Raw genomic sequence first — 18,126 nt, 5'->3', positions numbered from 1 at the left:
GATCGCAGGCTGGGTGAGCGAAACGTCAGTTATTGCGGCGAAACGGCCATAGAGATCGCGTGGCGTTTTTTGGGCGGAAGCGAGCCCGCCCAAAAATTCACGATCAGTAGATCCGCTGACGGGCCTTCTCGAGACGGTTCAGGACGTCTTCCAGGTTGTCAGGAAACACCATGAACTCCTGAAAGCCTTCCATCGCGATCGAGGCCATTTCTGCCGGGGCGTCGCGGTCAAAGAACTGAGCGATGCCGCCGGGGCTGTTGGAGGACAGCATCTCAAACCCTTGGTTGAGCATTTCGTCCGCATCCACCGAGGACGATGCATTGACCGGCAACTGACCCAAAGCAGGGCCTGCGTTGATCTCGGTCTGCACATCGGCAGAGACCACGTAGCGCAGGAATTCGCGAGCAGCTTCCTTGTTCTGTGCGCCTGACGGGATATGGAACGTATCGGTCGGCGCATCTTCGGCCAGTTCCACATCAGGGTTGATCACCGGGAACTGATAGAAATCCAACTGTTCGTCGCTGAGGCCCGCCTCGCGCAGTGGCGCCACCGCAAAGTTGCCCATGAGATAGGCCGCGGCCTCCCCATTTACCATGAACGGAAGAGCTTCCTGCCAGCTGTAGGACTGATGGTTGTCAATGAAGGCCCCCATATCGATCAGCTCGCGCCAATTTGCGAAGGTCTGCTTCACACGATCATCGGTCCATTCAACGTCACCGTTGGTCAGCGCCATATGGAAGTCATATCCATTGGTGCGCATGTTCAGATAATCAAACCAGCCACCAGCGGTCCAAAGAAACTTGCTGCCGATGGTGAAGCACTTGCGGCCCGAGTCGAGGATCTTCTGGCAATTCGACTTGAAGGATTCCCAGTCCTTGGGCTCTTCCAGCCCCAGCTCGTCATAGATATCTTCGCGGTAGTAAACGCCCCACTGATAGTAGGTATACGGCACGCCCCACTGCTTCCCATCGAGCGTCATCGCGCCCTTGGTGGAGGCAAGATTGTCAGCAATCGCAGGCTCCGCCCAGAGATCAGAGACATCCTCGAACAGACCGGCCGACACATAGGGGCGCATACGGTTTGCCGCATACCAATTGGCCACGTCCGGCGCATTCGCGGTCAGGAAGTTACGGATCTGTGTCTTATAGGCCTCGCGGTCGATCACGGTCAGTTCGACCGACAGATCCGGATGCAGCGCGTCGAAATCAGATGCCAGCTTCTCCATCACCGCGCGTGGTGCCGGGTTCGACATATCCGAGAAAATCTTGAGCGTCCCGCTCAACTCCGAGGCCTGAGCAGACGCGGTCAAACCAACGACCATCGCAAGTCCTGCGGCCGTTCCCTTCAGCAAGTTCATGGTATCCTCCCTTATTGACTGTCGGTCTTCGGTCTCACATAGTGGAACCCGTTTCCAACTATTGAAACCATGAGAGATTCTAGCTATGAATGTCAACAGTCTCTTCACCCCAGGGTCCTGAGACGTAAGGGAGGACAGCAATGGCAACGCCGGATGCGCCGCAGCGCGGCAACGACGGAACCGTCGGAAAAGCCTTGGAAGTTTTGGATCAGGTCGCGGAATATGGACGTCCAGTGCGCTTTGGAGAATTGCTCGCAGCCTCGCCCCACCCCAAGGCCACGCTCTACCGTCTAATCCAGACGCTGACGAATCAGGGCATGCTGCGCTTCGATGAAGTTCAGCAGACCTATTCACCCGGCCTGCGCTTGGTGCGGCTCGCGCACGCAGCATGGCGGCAAAGCTCGCTCGCGCCGGTCGCCCGCCCGTATCTCGATGCGCTATCGGCCGAAGTCGGAGAGACCATTCACCTCGCGCAACTGGATCATGGTCAGGTGCTGTATGTGGACAAGCGCAACGCCCGCACCCCGATCGAGATGTTCAGCCAGGCGGGCAAAATCGGCCCCGGCTATTGTACCGGTGTCGGCAAGGCGATGATCGCACATCTCGACGAAGACGCCCGCGAGGATGCCATCCGGCGGCAAGCGTTTTTCCAGCACACGCCTCACACCTTGGGTAAGGAGACCGATTTTCGCGCCGACCTCGACAACATTCGCGCGCAGGGGATCGCCTTTGACCGCGAAGAGCATGAGCCTGGCATCATTTGTATCGCCGCCCCGATCCTTTCTTCCAAGGGTCGGGTCATGGGCGGGCTTTCCATCACCTCATCCACCGAACGGCAATCGCTGGAAGGGCTCACCAAGCTGAAGCCACGGCTGCTTACGACCGCAAACGAGATCGCGGAGGCTGCTGAAAGCTGGCAGTTCCCCACCTGAAGGAGGAGTGGCGTCGGGCCAGGAAACACCGGCGCCCATAGAGAGGACAACATCCATGACAGGCGTAACACTATCCAATGCCGTGAAGAAATACGGCGAAGTACAAACCATCTTTGATGTGAACCTCGACATCGAGGACGGTGAATTCTGTGTCTTTGTCGGACCGTCGGGCTGCGGCAAATCTACCTTGTTGCGCATGGTTGCAGGCCTCGAGGAAACGACTTCAGGCAAGATCCATATTGGCAGTCGAGACGTGACCAACGTCGAAGCGGCAGAGCGCGGCGTCGCAATGGTGTTCCAGTCCTACGCGCTCTATCCCCACATGAGTGTTGAAGAAAACATGGGGTTTGGCCTCAAAATGACCGGCCATCCCAAAGAGGAAATCAAGGAAAAAGTCTCTGAGGCCTCCCGCATCCTGCAACTTGACGCATATCTGAAGCGCAAACCCAAGGCTCTGTCTGGCGGTCAGCGCCAGCGCGTCGCCATTGGCCGCGCAATCGTGCGTGGGCCCGATGTCTTTCTGTTTGACGAACCACTCTCCAATCTTGACGCGGAACTGCGCGTCGATATGCGAGTGGAAATCGCCCGCCTGCACAAGGAGATCGGCGCGACCATGATCTATGTGACGCACGATCAGGTTGAGGCGATGACACTCGCGGATAAAATCGTCGTCCTACGCGCGGGCCGGGTGGAACAAGTCGGAAAACCGATGGACCTCTATAACAACCCCGATAATCGCTTCGTCGCGGGATTTATCGGCTCTCCCAGCATGAATTTTGTCGAAGGCAAGGTGTGCGGTGGCAAGGTCGCGGTCGACGCATTTGGCGGTCGTGAGATCACCACCTCTGTGACGCTTCCCCCAGAAGGATCCAAAGTCATTGTAGGTTTGCGCCCTCAGCAAATCACTGTCAGCGCAGGAGGACCCGCGACACTGGACCTGCGCGAGCGGTTGGGCGCGGTTGCCTATGATCACCTGATCTGTGCTGAGGGCTCCAAGATCATTGTGGAAACGCGTGGCGAAGATGCGCTTGATGAAGGCGCCTCCATCAGCCTCGATTTTTCGGACGATGATGCCTTCCTATTCGACGCAAAGACAGAAATGCGGCTTCGCTAGCGCCCTGACCCGCTAATTTCGGCTGTTAGCCTCAGCAGCCGAAACCCGCCAGCACCCGGGTTATATATAGTGGGTAGAAAACGAACTGGATCGCCCCGGGCCTGTCGGAGGCCTAGCTTCTTTTCATGTGCGCATATCAAGCACGTCGAACTGTGCATACGGGTTCCCGTCAGCCTGTGCTGGCGGGATGTTTCCGATTGGGCCAAGCAGGCGTCTGTTGTTAAACCAGCTCGTCGTGCGATCACGGGCGGGAGGGACCTTGCGCATGCGGCGCGTGTAACCACATGAATTCGCAAGTAGAATCCTCCATCGGAAGACTCGTGCAACAACGCGGTCGAGCCTCCATTAAGGGCCAATGCTTGACTTCAACCGTGAGGCCCCTCCCCCTTTATGCGCAGGAAGCTGGCCTCCCCGGCAAAGACATAGCGCAGCAACAAAAGCTCGACATGCGCAGCGTTGCGACTGCAAAAAGCCTGCAGCATCTGGCGATGCAGGTCGACCAGCGTGTGATGTGCCTCCTCATCCCGCAGCGTCACCAGCCGGACAGACTGAATTTGCGCCATGTAGCGCAGAATGGTCTCCCGCAGCTCAACGTTCGGCACTGCCATGATCCAGGTGCGGCGAATGTCCTCTGAAGCGGCGTAAAGACTCTCGACATCGCCCGTCTCCAGAGTTCGTTCTGAACGGGCGACGGCCTCGGTCAGCGTTTCCAGGTCGGCCTCGGTCAGGTTGGCTGTGGCCAGCGCAGCCGCACGTGGCTCCAGCAGACGGCGCAACTCAAACATGTCGAGTATCTGGTCATACTGCAGGGTGGGCAAGGTGAAGCCTCTCGTCGTGCTTTCCAGGTAGCCCTCATGCGTCAGGCGCATCAACGCATCACGCACCGGCATCCGCGATACGTGAAACTCCTCCGCGATCGCGGTGTCAACGAGGCGATCATCATATGTGATCTCGCCCCGCTGGATACGCCCCAGATAGGTTTCGTAAATCTTGTCCTTCATGTGGCGCTTGGGTGTGTCCGCCATGATCGCCCCTAACTGTATACTAAAGTTCGGTCCTAAGTTGCAGACAACCTTAGACTTAACCCTTCTATAGCGCCAATATAAACTTTAAGCTTAAACAAAATGTTTGTATCCGTATACGAAACATGCCAACGATATCGACAACAAGACGCGAAAACGCGCTTCACCACTCAACAAGGGAAACCACAATGTCATCCACACGAAATCTGCTCACCGGCCTCGCAGTTGCGGCGCTGACTACGTTCTCCGGCGCCAGCACCATGGCTCAGGAGGCCCTTAAGATCGGAGCCTACCCGGCGAACCCGCCTTGGGAATTCAAGAACGAAGCGGGTGACTTTGAGGGGTTCGAAGTCGACATCATCAATGAGATCGCAACCCGCCTCGGCACGACGACTGAGATCGACGGCCTCGATTTTCGTGCCCTTTTCGTGGCGACAGCCTCGGGCCGTGTGGATGCCGTGATTTCCTCGCTGACGATCACCGATGAACGTCTTGAGGCGCAGTCCTTCACGCAGCCCTATTTCTCCGGCGCGCTTGGCGTGGGCACCAAGAAGGATGCAGACATCAACAGCATCGACGACATCAAGGGAAAGCGCATCGGGTCGATCGCCACGTCTTTTCCGGAAAACTGGCTGAAAGAGCGTCAGGATGAACTGGGCTACAACGCTTATTCCAGCTACGACACCACCGCGAATATGCTGACCGACCTGCGCAGTGGACGGATCGAAGCGGCGGTAAACGACATCGTCAGCCTGCGCTACGCTTTTGCGCAGCCACAGATGGATATGCTTCAGGTGTCCGCAGAGATCCCAACCGGCGACAAGTTTGCGATCATGCTTCCAAAAGACTCAGAACACTTACAAGCATTCAACGATGCCATCTCCGCCATGAAAGAAGACGGAACAATGGCCTCCCTTTATGAGAAATGGCTTGGCGTTGCCCCGGCTGCCGGCAGCGTGACCGTGAAGCCGCTGCCGATCCCCACCTCCGCCGACTGAGCTTCGCTTGAACGTGCAGGCGGTGACCATTTCCGCCTGCACGCGCAGCTGTCGACACGACCGCGACCTGATCGGAGCACACCATGGAAATCTTCGACATCTTCTTCAATCTCGACGTTATGCGCCGTGCCTTTCCCATTCTGATGCGCGGGATGTTGAACACGCTTCTCCTTGGCGCGGCAGCGATCCTGTTTGGCGGCGTGCTCGGCGTGCTGGTCTGCCTCATGCGGCTCTATGGGCCGAAGTGGCTACGCCTGCTGGCAGTGTTCTACATCGATATTTTTCGCGCCATCCCGGTCCTAGTGGTGCTGATACTTGTTTACTACGCGCTCCCCTTTGCAGGAATTGTATTTTCGTCTTTCGTGGCCGCGACCATTGCACTGGCGCTGGTCCTGGCGGCCTATACAGCCGAGGTGGTGCGCGCCGGCATCGAAGCGGTCCCGAAAGGGCAATTCGAAGCCTGCGATGCGCTTGGCCTGTCCTTCGCAACAACAATGTACAAAGTTGTCTTGCCACAGGCGTTTCGCATGATGATCCCGCCACTGGCTTCATACGGCGTTGCCATCATGAAGGACACCTCGCTGGCCTCGGTCGTGGCGATGGAAGACCTGCTAAAGCAGGCCACCGATGCCCAAGCGCTCTTCGCCAACCCGACACCGCTAGTTCTGGCAGCGCTGCTCTATGTTGCGATCCTGTGGCCGCTGGTGCGCCTGACCGGCTGGCTCGAACAACATTTCAAGCGGGGCTATCGCTGAAAAGCCCCCCTTTCGCGCGCCACCAACGGGCGCAGGCCTTTCGCCGCAAATATGAACGGAGACGACCATGTCCACACTAACGGGGAAGGGCGACGCCTATCTCCTCTACCACTCCATCGGTCAGTACGAGGGTAAGCGCGCCGATATGACCGCGGGCCTCGCGGACTTTGCAGATGTCTGGTCTGCGTCAAACGGCGATCAATGGGGCGATGTACTGGGCAAGCGCCAGCAGTTCATCGACCTTTGGGGCCAGCTGATCCATGCGCCCAAAGGCACCGTCACTACAACCGAAAGTGTCACCACGGGCCTGATGGCCGTGATTGGCGCGCTGCCTGAGGGCACACTGCGTGGCAAGAAAGTACTGGTGGCCGAGGATGGCTTTCCGTCACTGCACTTTCTGCTGACCGGGCTGTCGAAGCGCTTCGGTTTCACCCTCGCCACCGTGCCATTTCGGCAAGGAGGCCAATGGGTTGAGGCTGAGGACATCATGACGGAATGGGATGAAGATGTGGCTCTGGCGCTGCTGACCTGGATCAGTTCGACAAGTTCGCATCGCCTCGACATTCCACAGCTCGTAGCGCATGGACGATCCATGGGATCACTGATCGGGGTGGACCTTACGCAAGGTGCTGGCCTCCTGCCCTATGATGTCACCACTCCTAAAATAGATTTCGCCCTGTCGACCAGCCTGAAGTGGATGTGCGGAACCCCCGGCGCGGGTATCATCTACATGGACGAAGACCTCCTGGCGCGCAGCGAACCTGAAATGCGCGGCTGGTTCTCGCAAGAAAACCCATTCTCTTGGGCGTTGGATGCCTTCGCGTTTGCCGATGATGCGCGCCGCCTCGACAGTGGCACACCATCAAGCGTTCCAGCGATCGCGAGCCTGCCTGCGATGCAGTGGCGCATGGCACAGGACAGCGCCGTGATCGCAGAGGAGAACCGCGCGCTGACGACCCTGCTGCAAGCCGGATTGGAGGATATGGGGTTACGGCTGGCCAGCCCGTCAGACCCCGACCAGCGCGGCGGCAGCCTGATGGTCACCCTGCCCGATCACATACAGGCTTCTGGTGTGGTAGCCGCCCTGTCTGAACGGCAGATCTACGTCGACAACCGCAGCCAGATCCTTCGGATGTCTCCCGGCGTTTTGACGACGGAGGCAGGCACTGCACGTACAATCACCGCACTGCGCGAGCTAGTGAACTAAGCGACCGTGACCCAAAGCAGATCAGGCACGCAGCAACGAAGGGCTGCGTGCCCGACAGAGAGACAGAAGACCTAGCAACGACGTCGACTGGTCGGCTGAGACTGCTAGGACAACCGGTACAACAACACGCTTGGCAACATCGAGGATCGCGGCCACGCCGGGCTGTCCATTCCGGATTTAGCCCGTGGCGAGGCAATCTTGCTGACTGACAAGGCCGGGATCGGTTGTGACGAATGCCATCCGAAAGCGACACAAACCTATGGATTTTCTGAAATCTTGGCGCAAGGCCGCGCCAAGCAATCCCGACTCGAATGCCAAGCATTCCCCACCCAAACCGGGCCTTCGGTACGAGACACGCGAGGGTTCGCTGTGCGGGACGAAGGGTGAATTCTCTTCAGCAGCGCGAACGACCGCTCTGGCCCTTCCAAAGCACAAGAGCACCATGAGGAAATTAAAGCTTAAAACAAGAGCAGTTCGACCGCCCAGTATTCGAATGTCGCGACTACTTATCAGACTTCATTACAGTTCCAATCGCCTTAGGGTCAGGACTCATAGCCAGTAAATGACGAGAGCTGCGAGGGCGATGGCTGACAGGAATACCTTTGGGCACCTGCCATATCGGGTCGCCACGCGTCGCCAATCCTTCAGCCTGCCGAACATGATCTCAATACGGTTGCGACGTTTGTAGCGGTGCTTGTCGTATTTGACGGCTTTCTTTCGCTGCTTTCGACCCGGTATGCAGGCGCGTATCCCTTTGCCTTCCAATGCTTCTCTGAACCAGTCGGCATCATAACCACGGTCTCCGAGAAGCCAATCAACATCAGGCAAGCTGCTCAATAATGCCCGTGCGCCGATGTAATCGCTGACCTGCCCAGCCGTCACGAACAGGTTTAGCGGGCCGCCTTGACTGTCGCAGATAGCGTGCAGCTTTGTGTTCATGCCGTCCTTCGTCCGACCAATCAGGCGGCCGCGCCCCCCTTTTTGACGCCCAAACTGGTCGCTGTGCGGTGGGCCTTCAGGTACGTGGCATCGATCATCACAGTCTTCTCTTCGCAGTGTTCGGCGGCCAAGCCGACCATCATCCGGGCGAAAATGCCCTTGTCACTCCACCGTTTCCAACGGTTGTACAGCGTCTTGTGTGGCCCATAGACCGCGGGAGCATCGCGCCATCGTAAGGCATTGCGATTGATGAAGATCAATCCCGCTAAGGACCCGCCTATCATCCACCCTTGGCTTGCCGTGAGACTTGGGAAAGAAAGGCTCCAGACGCGCCATCTGCGCGTCGCTCAACCAGAAAAGATCAGACATGTTCACCGCTTGTTTTTTCGAACCGTGAATCACGACGCCAACAGGAAATCAATGGGTCCTGACCCTAGGGTCAGGAACTCGTTATCCTTCATAGCCAGAAGATGACGAGAGCGGCGAGAGCGATAGCTGCCAGGAACACTGTTGGTGATCTGTCGTATCGTGTTGCGACCCTTCTCCAGTCTTTCAGCCTGCCGAACATGATCTCGATCTGGTTGCGGCGTTTGTAACGGCGCTTATCGTACTTGACAGGGGTTTTACGCTGTTTGCGCCCAGGGATGCACGCCTTTATCCCCTTGTCTTCCAACGCTTCTCTGAACCAGTCAGCGTCATAGCCCCGGTCGCCCAGCAGCCATCCGACCGTCGGCAGGCTGCTGCACAGAGCCCGTGCTCCGACGTAATCGCTGACTTGGCCGGCAGTGATGAACAAGTTGAGCGGGCGACCACGGCTGTCGCAGATCGCATGCAGCTTCGTGTTCATCCCGCCTTTTGTGCGACCGATCACCCGCCCGCGCTTGTCTCCAGGTCCCCTTTTTCGCCCGTAGGCTGGAAGCCGTACGGTGCGCTTTGAGATACGTCGCATCGATCATGACAGTTTGTTCTTCGCGATGATCTGCGGCCAGACCGACCAGCATTTGTGCGAAAATGCCCTTATCGCTCCACCGCTTCCAGCGGTTGTACAACGTTTTGTGTGGGCCGTATTCCTTCGGTGCATCACGCCACCGCAAGCCATTGCGATTGATGAAGATAATGCCACTTAGGACCCGCCGGTCATCAACTCGCGGCTTGCCGTGAGACTTGGGAAAGAAGCGCTCAAGACGCGCCATCTGCGCATCGCTCAACCAGAAAAGATCAGACATCGTCACCGCCCATTTTTGATGCGGTGAATCACGCAGCCAACCGAAAATCAATGGGTCCTGAGCCTAGCTGACTTTTGATTCATTCGGTCCAACAGTCGGTATCAACTCGTAACTGTGTATTCGGCGAAATTCGTTCGAAAACACGCAATGCAGCGAAAATCGGTAACGAGTTTTTTGGGGCGCCGTCGGCGGTATTGAGATCGCTATGGTATTTCGACGAACACAGACCTTTGGGTTATGTCTGGTTTGATTATCGCGGTCTTGGTTGGCTCCCGCGCACAAGCACGGGAGCCTTCTTCGTTAACCTAGAAGAACCCAAGTTTGTTGGGGTTGTAGCTGACCAGCATGTTCTTGGTCTGCTGATAGTGGTCCAACATCATCTTGTGGTTTTCGCGTCCGATGCCGGATTGTTTGTAACCCCCAAAGGCCGCATGCGCTGGATAAGCGTGATAGTTATTCACCCAAACACGGCCTGCTTCGATTGCACGGCCCATACGGTAGCAGATATTCATATCCCGCGACCAAACGCCAGCACCAAGGCCGTACATCGTATCGTTCGCAATTGCCAAGGCTTCTGCTTCGTCCTTGAAGGTTGTAACCGAAACGACCGGGCCAAAGATTTCTTCCTGAAAGACGCGCATGGAATTGTCGCCTTTAAGAATCGTCGGCTGGATGTAGTTACCGCCTGACAATTCGCCACCAAACTCCGCAGCTGCACCGCCAATAAGAACTTCAGCGCCTTCTTCACGGCCAATGGTGAAGTAAGACAGGATTTTCTCTTGCTGGGCGGTACTGGCTTGGGCGCCAACCATCGTTTCAGGGTCACGTGGATCACCGTGCTTGATCGCTTTCACACGTTCGATGACGCGCTCCATGAAGGCCTCGTAGATGTCTTCCTGCACCAAGGCGCGTGACGGGCAGGTGCAAACTTCGCCCTGATTGAAGGCGAACAGAACGAAGCCCTCGATCGCCTTATCAAAGAACGCATCGTCTTCGCGCATGATATCGGAGAAGAAGACGTTGGGGCTTTTGCCGCCCAGCTCAAGCGTGACGGGGATCAAGTTCTCGGTCGCGGCTTGCATGATAGTGCGACCTGTTGCCGTGGACCCTGTGAACGCGATCTTCGCGATACGCTTTGACGTGGCCAATGCCGCGCCAACTTCCGCGCCATAACCGTTGACGATGTTCAGCACACCCGCCGGAAGCAGGTCATTGATCAGCTCTGCCAAGACCATAATCGCAGCTGGTGTTTGTTCCGCCGGTTTCATCAACACGCAGTTGCCCGCAGCCAGTGCTGGCGCGAGTTTCCACGCGGCCATCAGAATTGAGAAGTTCCATGGAATGATCTGGCCGACGACGCCCAGCGGTTCATGGTAGTGATAGGCCACAGTATCGGCATCAATTTCGCTCATTGAGCCTTCTTGCCCACGCAGCACACTCGCAAAATAGCGGAAATGGTCTGCGGCAAGCGGAATGTCCGCGGCCATCGTTTCGCGGATCGGCTTGCCGTTGTCCCATGTTTCGGCTTGAGCCAGCAGCTCGAGGTTGTCCTCAATCGCGTCTGCGACCTTCAGCAAAATGTTTGCACGCTCGGTTGTCGACGTCGCGCCCCACGCGGCTTTCGCCTCATGTGCAGCGTCCAATGCCAGATTGACGTCATCGGCATCGGAGCGGGCGATGTCGTTGATTTTTTCGCCGGTAATCGGTGTCACGTTTTCAAAGTAGCGTCCGTTCACAGGTGGCACGAATTTGCCGCCGATAAAGTTGTCATACTTTGTTTTGAACGGAGACGTGTATGTCCCAAACTCAGTATGTGCAAGATCTTTCATTATTTTTTCCTCCTGAATGCCCAAGCCCTCCACCTGGGCTGAGGCATAACCTGACGAGGGCTTTCGCATCCGTCAGTAGGGCACAACAGAAAGAGTGGGGGATGTGTCTCATCCCTGAGACAGATTCAGTCAGGTTTCGTGCAAGCCCAGCCGCTTCATGCGCCGATAGAGCGTCGCGCGGCCCACACCAAGCTGGCGCGCGGCCTGTGACACGTTGCCGTCGGCCCGCGCAAGCGCACGCACCACGGCGGCGCGTTCAGCGCGCTGGAACCCTGTGGGGCCGTCTTCCTGGCCCAAAATATCAGCGGCAGGACGCGCGGCAAGCGGCCCCGTTCCGGCCAATCCAAACGCGCGGCGTGCCTCGCGGGTTGCGCCAATGACAAGGTCGTGGCTGTCCACGGCCAGCAGCGTAGCAGAATCCGCTTCACTGCTTTCGGCCACGATAATGCGCGCCGCGCTGAACGCCGCCCGAAAGTTGGCCTCTTCAATCGCGCGGGCGGTTTGCGCTACTTGCGCCCCGATCAGTCGATTAAAGGCCTCGGTTTGATCCGCCCGCGCCGAGGACACATCAAGCGCGGCCACGATCTGCCCGTTCTCGTCAAAAATCGGCGCATCAATACAGCTCATCCCGGTGTTCCGGGCATGAAAATGTTCGTCCTGATGAATGATCACACGGCGACGCTCGGTCAGGCAGGTGCCAATCCCGTTGGTTCCCTCACGCTCCTCACTCCAGTTCGCGCCCGCGCTCAGGCCCCAGTTTTCAAAGGCAGGTGTGTCAGCATCCGACATGCGCTGGTCGAGGATAACGCCCTCGGTGTCCGTCATCAGAACCGCACACCCCGATTGCCCGACGAGCGAATACAACGCGTCCAATCGCGGTGCGGCGACCATCATGAACTTCTCGTAGACCTCCAACCGTTCCCGCAACGCAGCGTGTTCAATCTTGTCCGGTGCGCGTCGGTTGTTGGGGTCCAACCCGTGTTTCTGCACGGATCGATGCCAGCTCGCCGCGATTTGCGAACGTGCGGCAGCAGAAGCGGAACGTGTCGCTTCGAGAACTCGATCAGCGTGCGAAGTCTTAGGGTCCATCGGCCTTCCTATTATCGTGAAGGTGATCCTACCTTATGGCAATCGGTGCATCTGGCAAGATGATTGCAATTCCAACAAGCAGCATCAGCACAATCTGTTTGATATTGGCCGCGAAGTTGAAGGGATATTCTATTCGCGTATTGAACTGTGTTTAGTTTGTGTTTCGCCCAGAGATGGCGCTGTTGCACAAATCAGCTAACAGCCAGAGTTCCGCTTTCCCCGGACACACTTATCCTAGGGCCACGGTGACAGGTATGCCGAGGGCGGTGAAGCGGTTCATGACCGCCCCACGGATCTGAACTTCGGCGACCTGGCGGTCGAAGTCCCGTGACACTAACCTCTGGCCGAGCAGCTTCACGCAGTTCATTTTCGTCTCCACCCTGCTGCGGCGGTGATACCCGCTCCAGTTTCGCCACAGCGCCCGACCCAAGTGCTTCGATGCTCGCAGGATCTCGTTTCGCGCCCGGGCTCCGGCCGTGTCCGGCTTCCAAGGCCTCGCAGTCCGCCTCGGCGGAATGACCGCCGCCGCGCCGCGGGCCGCGATGGCATCATGGCAAGCGCGGGTGTCATTGGCACCGTCGGCGGTGACGGTGGCGATCTCCTCCTCCGCCGGGAGCTGGGCAAGCAGGTCCGGCAGCATCGGCGCGTCGCCGACGTTGCTGGAGGTGACCTCGACCGCCCGGATCTCCAATGTTTCCTCGTCGATCCCGAGGTGGATCTTGCGCCAAACCCTGCGTCGCGAGCCACCCATTGCCCGGCAACATATGCTTGCATGTGTGAGAGGGATGCTTGCGCGTGTGCCACTCGCCTTCACCTTCCACCTTGATGCCGGTACTGTCGACGAGCAGGTGAAGCGCGCCCTTGGAGCCCCGATACGGGATGCTGACGTCCAAGGCCTTTTGGCGACGCGACAGGGTGCTGAAGTTAGGCACGGACCAGCCAAGGCCGGACAGTTCCAGCAGGCTCGCAACTAACCCTGTCGCCTGGCGGAGTGGCAGCCCGAGGAGGACCTTCAGGGTCAGGCAGGCCTGGATCGCGGCGTCGCTATAGGACTGCTGGCGTCCGCGCCGCCCGGACGGCACCGCCTCCCACTGCATAGAGGGATCGAACCAGACGGTCAGCGAACCGCGCTGCCTCAGCGCCTGATTGTAGCTCTTCCAGTTGGTCGTCTTGTATGTCGTCTTCGGAGGTCTGCTCATGCTGCACAGCTAGCATGCTGGATCCACGAGATGAATCCCCAGGGATTTGCGCAACAACGCCGATGAGAGGATCAAAGCAATCTCGGCAGAGATTGAAGAGATCAGTAAGTCAGAGGAAAACAGCACGAACATAATGACCATTCCAGGGATAGGTCCACTGATCTCGACAGCTATCGTGGCTGCCATTGGCAAGGGTGAGGTCTTCGACAGAGATCGTGATTTTGCGGCCTGGCTCGGCCTCGTTCCGCGTCAGTTCAGCACCGGAGGGCGGACAATCCTTGGTCGGATCAGCAAGCGCGGCAACGGCTACCTCAGGATGCTTTTGGTGCAGGCCGCCAATGTCATATTGATGCGCCCACACCGCTGGGATGCTCTGAGCATTGGGGCCATGGCTGAGAGGCGTCAAGGCACGCATGCCCCACAACAAGGCCGCAGTCGCATTGACCAACAACAAGGCCCGCACCGCGTGGAGCATTCTGCACCACGGAACGAAGTATACGGTTCAAGGAGATGAGGCCTTGGGCGGCATCTGAAGTCCCCAAAGCCCCAAAGGTGTTCGCAAAAGAGAAAAGCATGGAACGGAGACACTACGCCCCCAGAATCTGAGAGCCCAAATGGTCGCCATCGACCTGGTCACTAATGAGATCAAGGCGCGCGCGTAACCCAAAATGGCCACGGCCCCCGAGCCGATAAACATGCCGGATACATATCAGCGACTAACGCTAGCCACGCAAATATCTCAGTTGCGAACAGCAGCCGGTACATACAGATGGGCTCGTTCCCGCCGTTGGAGGCAATTTCCACGAACGACCGCTTGGCCCCTGCCCCGCCCTACGGACGTAGCGCGGCGCTCTGGGTCAGCGATGTGACACAAAAGTCGGTTTTGCTTGGCATCTGACAGCTTGGTCCCCAGCTAGGGGCCGCGGGGTTCGAGTGGGCCGGGCGGCGCCTTCGCCGATGACCTAGATGTGCAACCCAACGTGCCCCCTGCTGCTGTCAGAGGTCCCGCACCTCGGGTAGACACAAACGCCAGTTCGGCGGCGTGCATCGCAGCATGCTCTCCCAACCGCCGCACATTGCGGCAAGCTGAGGAGTTCATATGCCGGCAGGAACGGACTCCCGCCATGGAAATCACGACAGAGGGCTTGCATCTCAGCAAGTGGATATCTTTTAGGTTCATAGGATTACGGCCAGCGGTACTGTTCTATTCAATCGTTCGAGCCAGCGCAGACGATTGCTTAAATTCTTCGAAGCTCGTCCAAGTTGTTTGATCACTACTGAACCATGTGGATCAGCGCACAATGGGGTGCGCGAACTGATTGCTATCGGGCGCGATTGTGCGCCAAATGCCCAGATCTGTGTCTAGGCATATTTGAAACCTGGAAAGATGAATGCTGTCGATGCAGAGACGATTGGGCTCATATCTGTTTGGCAGCTTGCCTAACCCAATCGGCGAATGTCTTAACGCCGTGCTTGTTGCGCGACAGCGGATTGAGCACAAGGCAATAGGCAAATCCGCGCAGCTCAGGACCAGGGATTTGCTGGTAGCGACCTGTTTGCAGACCTTTTTCGACTAACGCACTGCTGGACAAAAGCGGCCCCAGCCCCTGATCCAGCGCGTTAAAAGCCGCACTTTCATCGCTGAAACGGATAATGCGGTCCGACGGAAACGGCTCCCCAGCTTCCTTGAACCATTCTTCCCAGGTCGGGCCGCCCATATCCGGGTTGCGCCAGCGGAATCCCAGCAACCGGCTGTCCTGCAAGCCAGTTTCCGGGCGGTCAGCCAGACTGACTGGGATGTAACGATCCGAGAACAAAACCTCGACGTCCTCATTCACCGAGGCCTCCGGGCCATATCGGATCGCCAGGTCCAGCCGGTCAACCCGCAAGTCCAGAACGTCGTCATCGGTTTCGACTTCAACCCTGATCTCGCCGTGCTTTTCGAAAAACTCTGGCAGGCGCGGAACCAGCCAGCGTTCCGCGAAGGCATATGTGGTTGTGACCCGGACCAGCGATTGCTCGACGTCCTTGTCAAGCATGGCGAAGGCTTCGCCCAAGATATCAAACGCGGTCTGCAGCTTGGGGAACAACTCTTGCCCGGCGGGAGTGAGGGCGATCTGACGGGGGCGGCGCTCTACCACCTGGTAGCCAAGATAGGCTTCCAAATGTCTGATCTGGTGGCTGATGGCGGTGGCGGTGACGCTCAGCTCTTCCGCCGCCTCGGCAAAACTAAGCCTGCGGGCGACCGCTTCGAAGGCTCGAATTGCGTTTAACGGCGGTAGTTTACGCATGACGTCGCCCACTTGCGCAAAGAAAACTCAGCTTGGCCTGACGAATGGTCATTTGTTTTTGGGCCTCCTCTTTCTGAAGCTTGTGGAATGAAAAGGGAGGGAAAAATGACACATAATATTATCACCACCAGGCGGCGGTTGATCAAGGGGGCGCTTGCGGGCGCGGCCGTCATCGCCACCCCGGCCGTCCTGCGCGCACAGGGTCGCCGCGACTTGTCGATGCTCACATGGGCAGGCCATGCCGACCCCGATGTGATCGGCGCATTCGAAGAAACGCACAATGTTCGCATCCGTGCCAAGGAGTATGTTGGCGGCGATCAAATGCTTGCTCAAATGGCGCAGTCTCCGGCCGGAACCTACGATGTAATCCTGTCGGATGCGGAATACGTCGTGCAATTGCAGCAAGCGGGCTTCATTGAGCCGCTAGCGCCTGCGGACTACCCGTTCGACGACTTCTTTCCGGAGTTTCAGAATTTCCGCGGCCACTGGTTCGACGGTCAGCCCTATGCGGTCTTCCTGCGGTTCGGCTTCCTCGGGCTGTCCCATAACCGCGCCGCGATGAGCGAGGCAGAAGCCCGCAGCTATCGCACCATGTGGGGTCCGCAACACGAGGGACGCATCGGCCATTTTGACTGGCATCTACCCAACCTGGGCGCGTTGAGCCTCCTCAATGGCAACGCGTCGCCGTTTGACCTTGATGAGGCGCACTGGGCGGAACTGACCGAGACGATGATGTCGCTCCGGCCTCAGGTGCGCGGTTTTTATGATTACGGCGGGATGCTGTCGGCGCTGCGTTCGGGCGAGGTTTCCGCAATCCCCGGCATCGGCGACTGGATCACCGGCGTGCTGGCCCGCGATGGTGCGGATGTCACCACGACCATCCCCGAGGAAGGCGGCCTGCAATGGACCGAGTCGCTGTCGATCGGTGCGCAATCAGAAAACCAGGATCTGGCTCGGACATTCATCCAATACATGCTGTCGCCAGAGGGGCAGATAAAGACCGCCACGCTCAAGGCCTATCCGGCGATGATCCCGACGCGGGCGGGCTGGGCTCGGCTGAATGATGAACTGCCGGGAGAGGCGCAGCGCCAGAACATGGTGCTGAACGGACCCAATGCGCTCGATGAGATCCGCGCCGGGCGCATCCGGTTGCGGGAACTTCCGGTACAGCAATCGCTGGAAACCTGGAACGACGCCTGGACGCGTTACAAAAACGCCTGATGTCCGGTCCGGCCCCGGCGCAATCGTCGAGGCCGCAGCCTTATCGGAGATATCGACATGACTTCCTCTGCTTTCCCGGCCCGTACTTCGGGGCGCCGGCTCCACTTTCTCTTTAATCGTGCCTGGCAGGCGCTTTGGGTCCTGCCGCTGCCTGCCTGGCTGCTGCTGTTCTTTGCAGTGCCGCTTGGCTTGCTGGTGGCGATTTCATTCTGGTCCGTGGTGAACTACCGGCTGACGCCGGACGCCACGCTGTCGGCCTGGCGGTATGTTCTTGGCCTCGATTTTCTCTGGGCCAGTTTCTGGCGCAGCTACCGTCTGTCGATGGCCAGCGCGGTCGCGATTTCGCTGCTGGCCTTCCCGGCCTCCTACGCGATGGCCTTTGTCGCTGCCCCGCGCCAGCGGCTGATCCTGCTGGGGCTTGCGATTGCGCCGTTTTTCACAAGCTATCTCGTGCGCATCTATTCCTGGCAGGTCTTCCTGACAGAAGGCGGCGTGATCTCCTCCGTTGTTCAGGCGTTTGGAGGCAAGGGGGAAAGCCTTCTCAACACCTATTTCGCGCTGTTTCTCGGCCATGCAACGCTGGCGCTGCCGGTGGTCCTGATCCTGCAGACCATCGCCCTTGCCAATGTCGACCGGACCGGGATTTCGGCTGCCGCCAACCTTGGCGCCCGTCCCGGAGCCATCCTGTTCCGCATCATCCTGCCCGCAGCCCGGCCCGGGCTGACGCTGGGGCTGCTGTTTGCCTTCCTGCTGTCCTACGCGGAGTTCGTCAGCGCCTCCTATCTGGGCGGCGGCACCTTCCAAACCCTGCCGATCCTCGTGACGGACCTTGTTCGGGCCGGTCAGCAATGGCCGCGCGCCGCAGTCGTGTCGCTGCTGATGATCGCCAGCCTGTTGATCACCGCCTTTGTAACCGTCCTCTGGGCCTATCGCGAGAAAGGATAAGA

13 protein-coding genes and 3 pseudogenes are annotated in these 18,126 nt (G+C 58.3%); 8 read left to right on the top strand and 8 right to left on the bottom strand.

Going from position 1 to position 18,126, the window contains the following annotated elements:
• Positions 1 to 103 precede the first annotated feature (103 nt).
• Positions 104 to 1,357, bottom strand: a complete 1,254-nt coding sequence (locus R1T40_RS03600; RefSeq protein ID WP_317385902.1) for an ABC transporter substrate-binding protein — start codon at positions 1,355 to 1,357, stop codon at positions 104 to 106.
• Between the two features lie 140 nt (positions 1,358 to 1,497).
• Here R1T40_RS03600 and R1T40_RS03595 point away from each other — a divergent pair, with 140 nt between their 5' ends.
• Positions 1,498 to 2,289, top strand: coding sequence for an IclR family transcriptional regulator (locus R1T40_RS03595; RefSeq protein ID WP_317385901.1), 792 nt, complete (start codon positions 1,498 to 1,500; stop codon positions 2,287 to 2,289).
• Between the two features lie 55 nt (positions 2,290 to 2,344).
• Complete coding sequence (locus tag R1T40_RS03590; RefSeq protein WP_317385900.1) at positions 2,345 to 3,403, top strand: ABC transporter ATP-binding protein; 1,059 nt, start codon at positions 2,345 to 2,347, stop codon at positions 3,401 to 3,403.
• 365 nt (positions 3,404 to 3,768) lie between these two features.
• Here R1T40_RS03590 and R1T40_RS03585 read toward each other — a convergent pair whose 3' ends face one another.
• Positions 3,769 to 4,428, bottom strand: a complete 660-nt coding sequence (locus tag R1T40_RS03585) for a GntR family transcriptional regulator (protein ID WP_106164468.1) — start codon at positions 4,426 to 4,428, stop codon at positions 3,769 to 3,771.
• 185 nt (positions 4,429 to 4,613) lie between these two features.
• On the opposite strand from R1T40_RS03585, the gene R1T40_RS03580 reads away from it, so the two are divergent.
• The 3 genes from R1T40_RS03580 (at position 4,614) to R1T40_RS03570 (ending at position 7,385) form a co-directional block, all read left to right on the top strand.
• Positions 4,614 to 5,423: a substrate-binding periplasmic protein gene (locus R1T40_RS03580; RefSeq protein ID WP_317385899.1), complete on the top strand. Its 810-nt coding sequence runs from the start codon at positions 4,614 to 4,616 to the stop codon at positions 5,421 to 5,423.
• An 83-nt stretch (positions 5,424 to 5,506) separates the two neighbouring features.
• On the top strand, positions 5,507 to 6,178 hold the full coding sequence (locus tag R1T40_RS03575; RefSeq protein ID WP_317385898.1) for an amino acid ABC transporter permease: 672 nt from the start codon (positions 5,507 to 5,509) through the stop codon (positions 6,176 to 6,178).
• A gap of 67 nt (positions 6,179 to 6,245) precedes the next feature.
• Positions 6,246 to 7,385 (top strand): aminotransferase class V-fold PLP-dependent enzyme, encoded by a 1,140-nt coding sequence (locus tag R1T40_RS03570; protein ID WP_317385897.1) that lies wholly within the window; start codon positions 6,246 to 6,248, stop codon positions 7,383 to 7,385.
• 549 nt (positions 7,386 to 7,934) lie between these two features.
• On the opposite strand, the pseudogene R1T40_RS03565 reads toward R1T40_RS03570, so the two are convergent.
• The 5 genes and pseudogenes from R1T40_RS03565 to R1T40_RS03545 form a co-directional block, all read right to left on the bottom strand.
• Positions 7,935 to 8,693 (bottom strand): annotated as a pseudogene (locus R1T40_RS03565) (IS5 family transposase).
• A gap of 88 nt (positions 8,694 to 8,781) precedes the next feature.
• A protein-coding gene (locus R1T40_RS03560; RefSeq protein WP_394805034.1) for an IS5 family transposase occupies positions 8,782 to 9,550 on the bottom strand; the annotation gives its coding sequence in 2 pieces (ribosomal slippage) (positions 8,782 to 9,231 and positions 9,233 to 9,550; 768 coding nt in all).
• A 305-nt stretch (positions 9,551 to 9,855) separates the two neighbouring features.
• Complete coding sequence (gene adh / locus R1T40_RS03555) at positions 9,856 to 11,379, bottom strand: aldehyde dehydrogenase (protein ID WP_317385896.1); 1,524 nt, start codon at positions 11,377 to 11,379, stop codon at positions 9,856 to 9,858.
• 129 nt (positions 11,380 to 11,508) lie between these two features.
• Complete coding sequence (locus R1T40_RS03550; protein WP_317385895.1) at positions 11,509 to 12,468, bottom strand: GAF domain-containing protein; 960 nt, start codon at positions 12,466 to 12,468, stop codon at positions 11,509 to 11,511.
• Between the two features lie 229 nt (positions 12,469 to 12,697).
• Positions 12,698 to 13,667, bottom strand: a pseudogene (locus tag R1T40_RS03545) (IS5 family transposase).
• Between the two features lie 61 nt (positions 13,668 to 13,728).
• Here R1T40_RS03545 and R1T40_RS03540 point away from each other — a divergent pair.
• Positions 13,729 to 14,200: pseudogene (locus R1T40_RS03540) on the top strand (IS110 family RNA-guided transposase); the annotation flags it as partial.
• 885 nt (positions 14,201 to 15,085) lie between these two features.
• Here R1T40_RS03540 and R1T40_RS03535 read toward each other — a convergent pair.
• Positions 15,086 to 15,958, bottom strand: a complete 873-nt coding sequence (locus tag R1T40_RS03535; protein ID WP_317385894.1) for a LysR substrate-binding domain-containing protein — start codon at positions 15,956 to 15,958, stop codon at positions 15,086 to 15,088.
• A 105-nt stretch (positions 15,959 to 16,063) separates the two neighbouring features.
• On the opposite strand from R1T40_RS03535, the gene R1T40_RS03530 reads away from it, so the two are divergent.
• The gene (locus R1T40_RS03530; protein WP_317385893.1) at positions 16,064 to 17,179 is read left to right on the top strand and encodes a polyamine ABC transporter substrate-binding protein; all 1,116 of its coding nucleotides are present in this window, start codon (positions 16,064 to 16,066) and stop codon (positions 17,177 to 17,179) included.
• A 57-nt stretch (positions 17,180 to 17,236) separates the two neighbouring features.
• The gene (locus tag R1T40_RS03525; RefSeq protein WP_317385892.1) at positions 17,237 to 18,124 is read left to right on the top strand and encodes an ABC transporter permease; all 888 of its coding nucleotides are present in this window, start codon (positions 17,237 to 17,239) and stop codon (positions 18,122 to 18,124) included.
• Positions 18,125 to 18,126 lie beyond the last annotated feature (2 nt).

This window comes from Tritonibacter scottomollicae, assembly GCF_032924845.1.
In the GTDB taxonomy this organism is placed as follows: Bacteria; Pseudomonadota; Alphaproteobacteria; order Rhodobacterales; family Rhodobacteraceae; genus Epibacterium; species Epibacterium scottomollicae.
The sequence above is the reverse complement of the archived record's forward strand: the minus strand, read 5'-3'. Positions and strand labels throughout refer to the sequence as shown.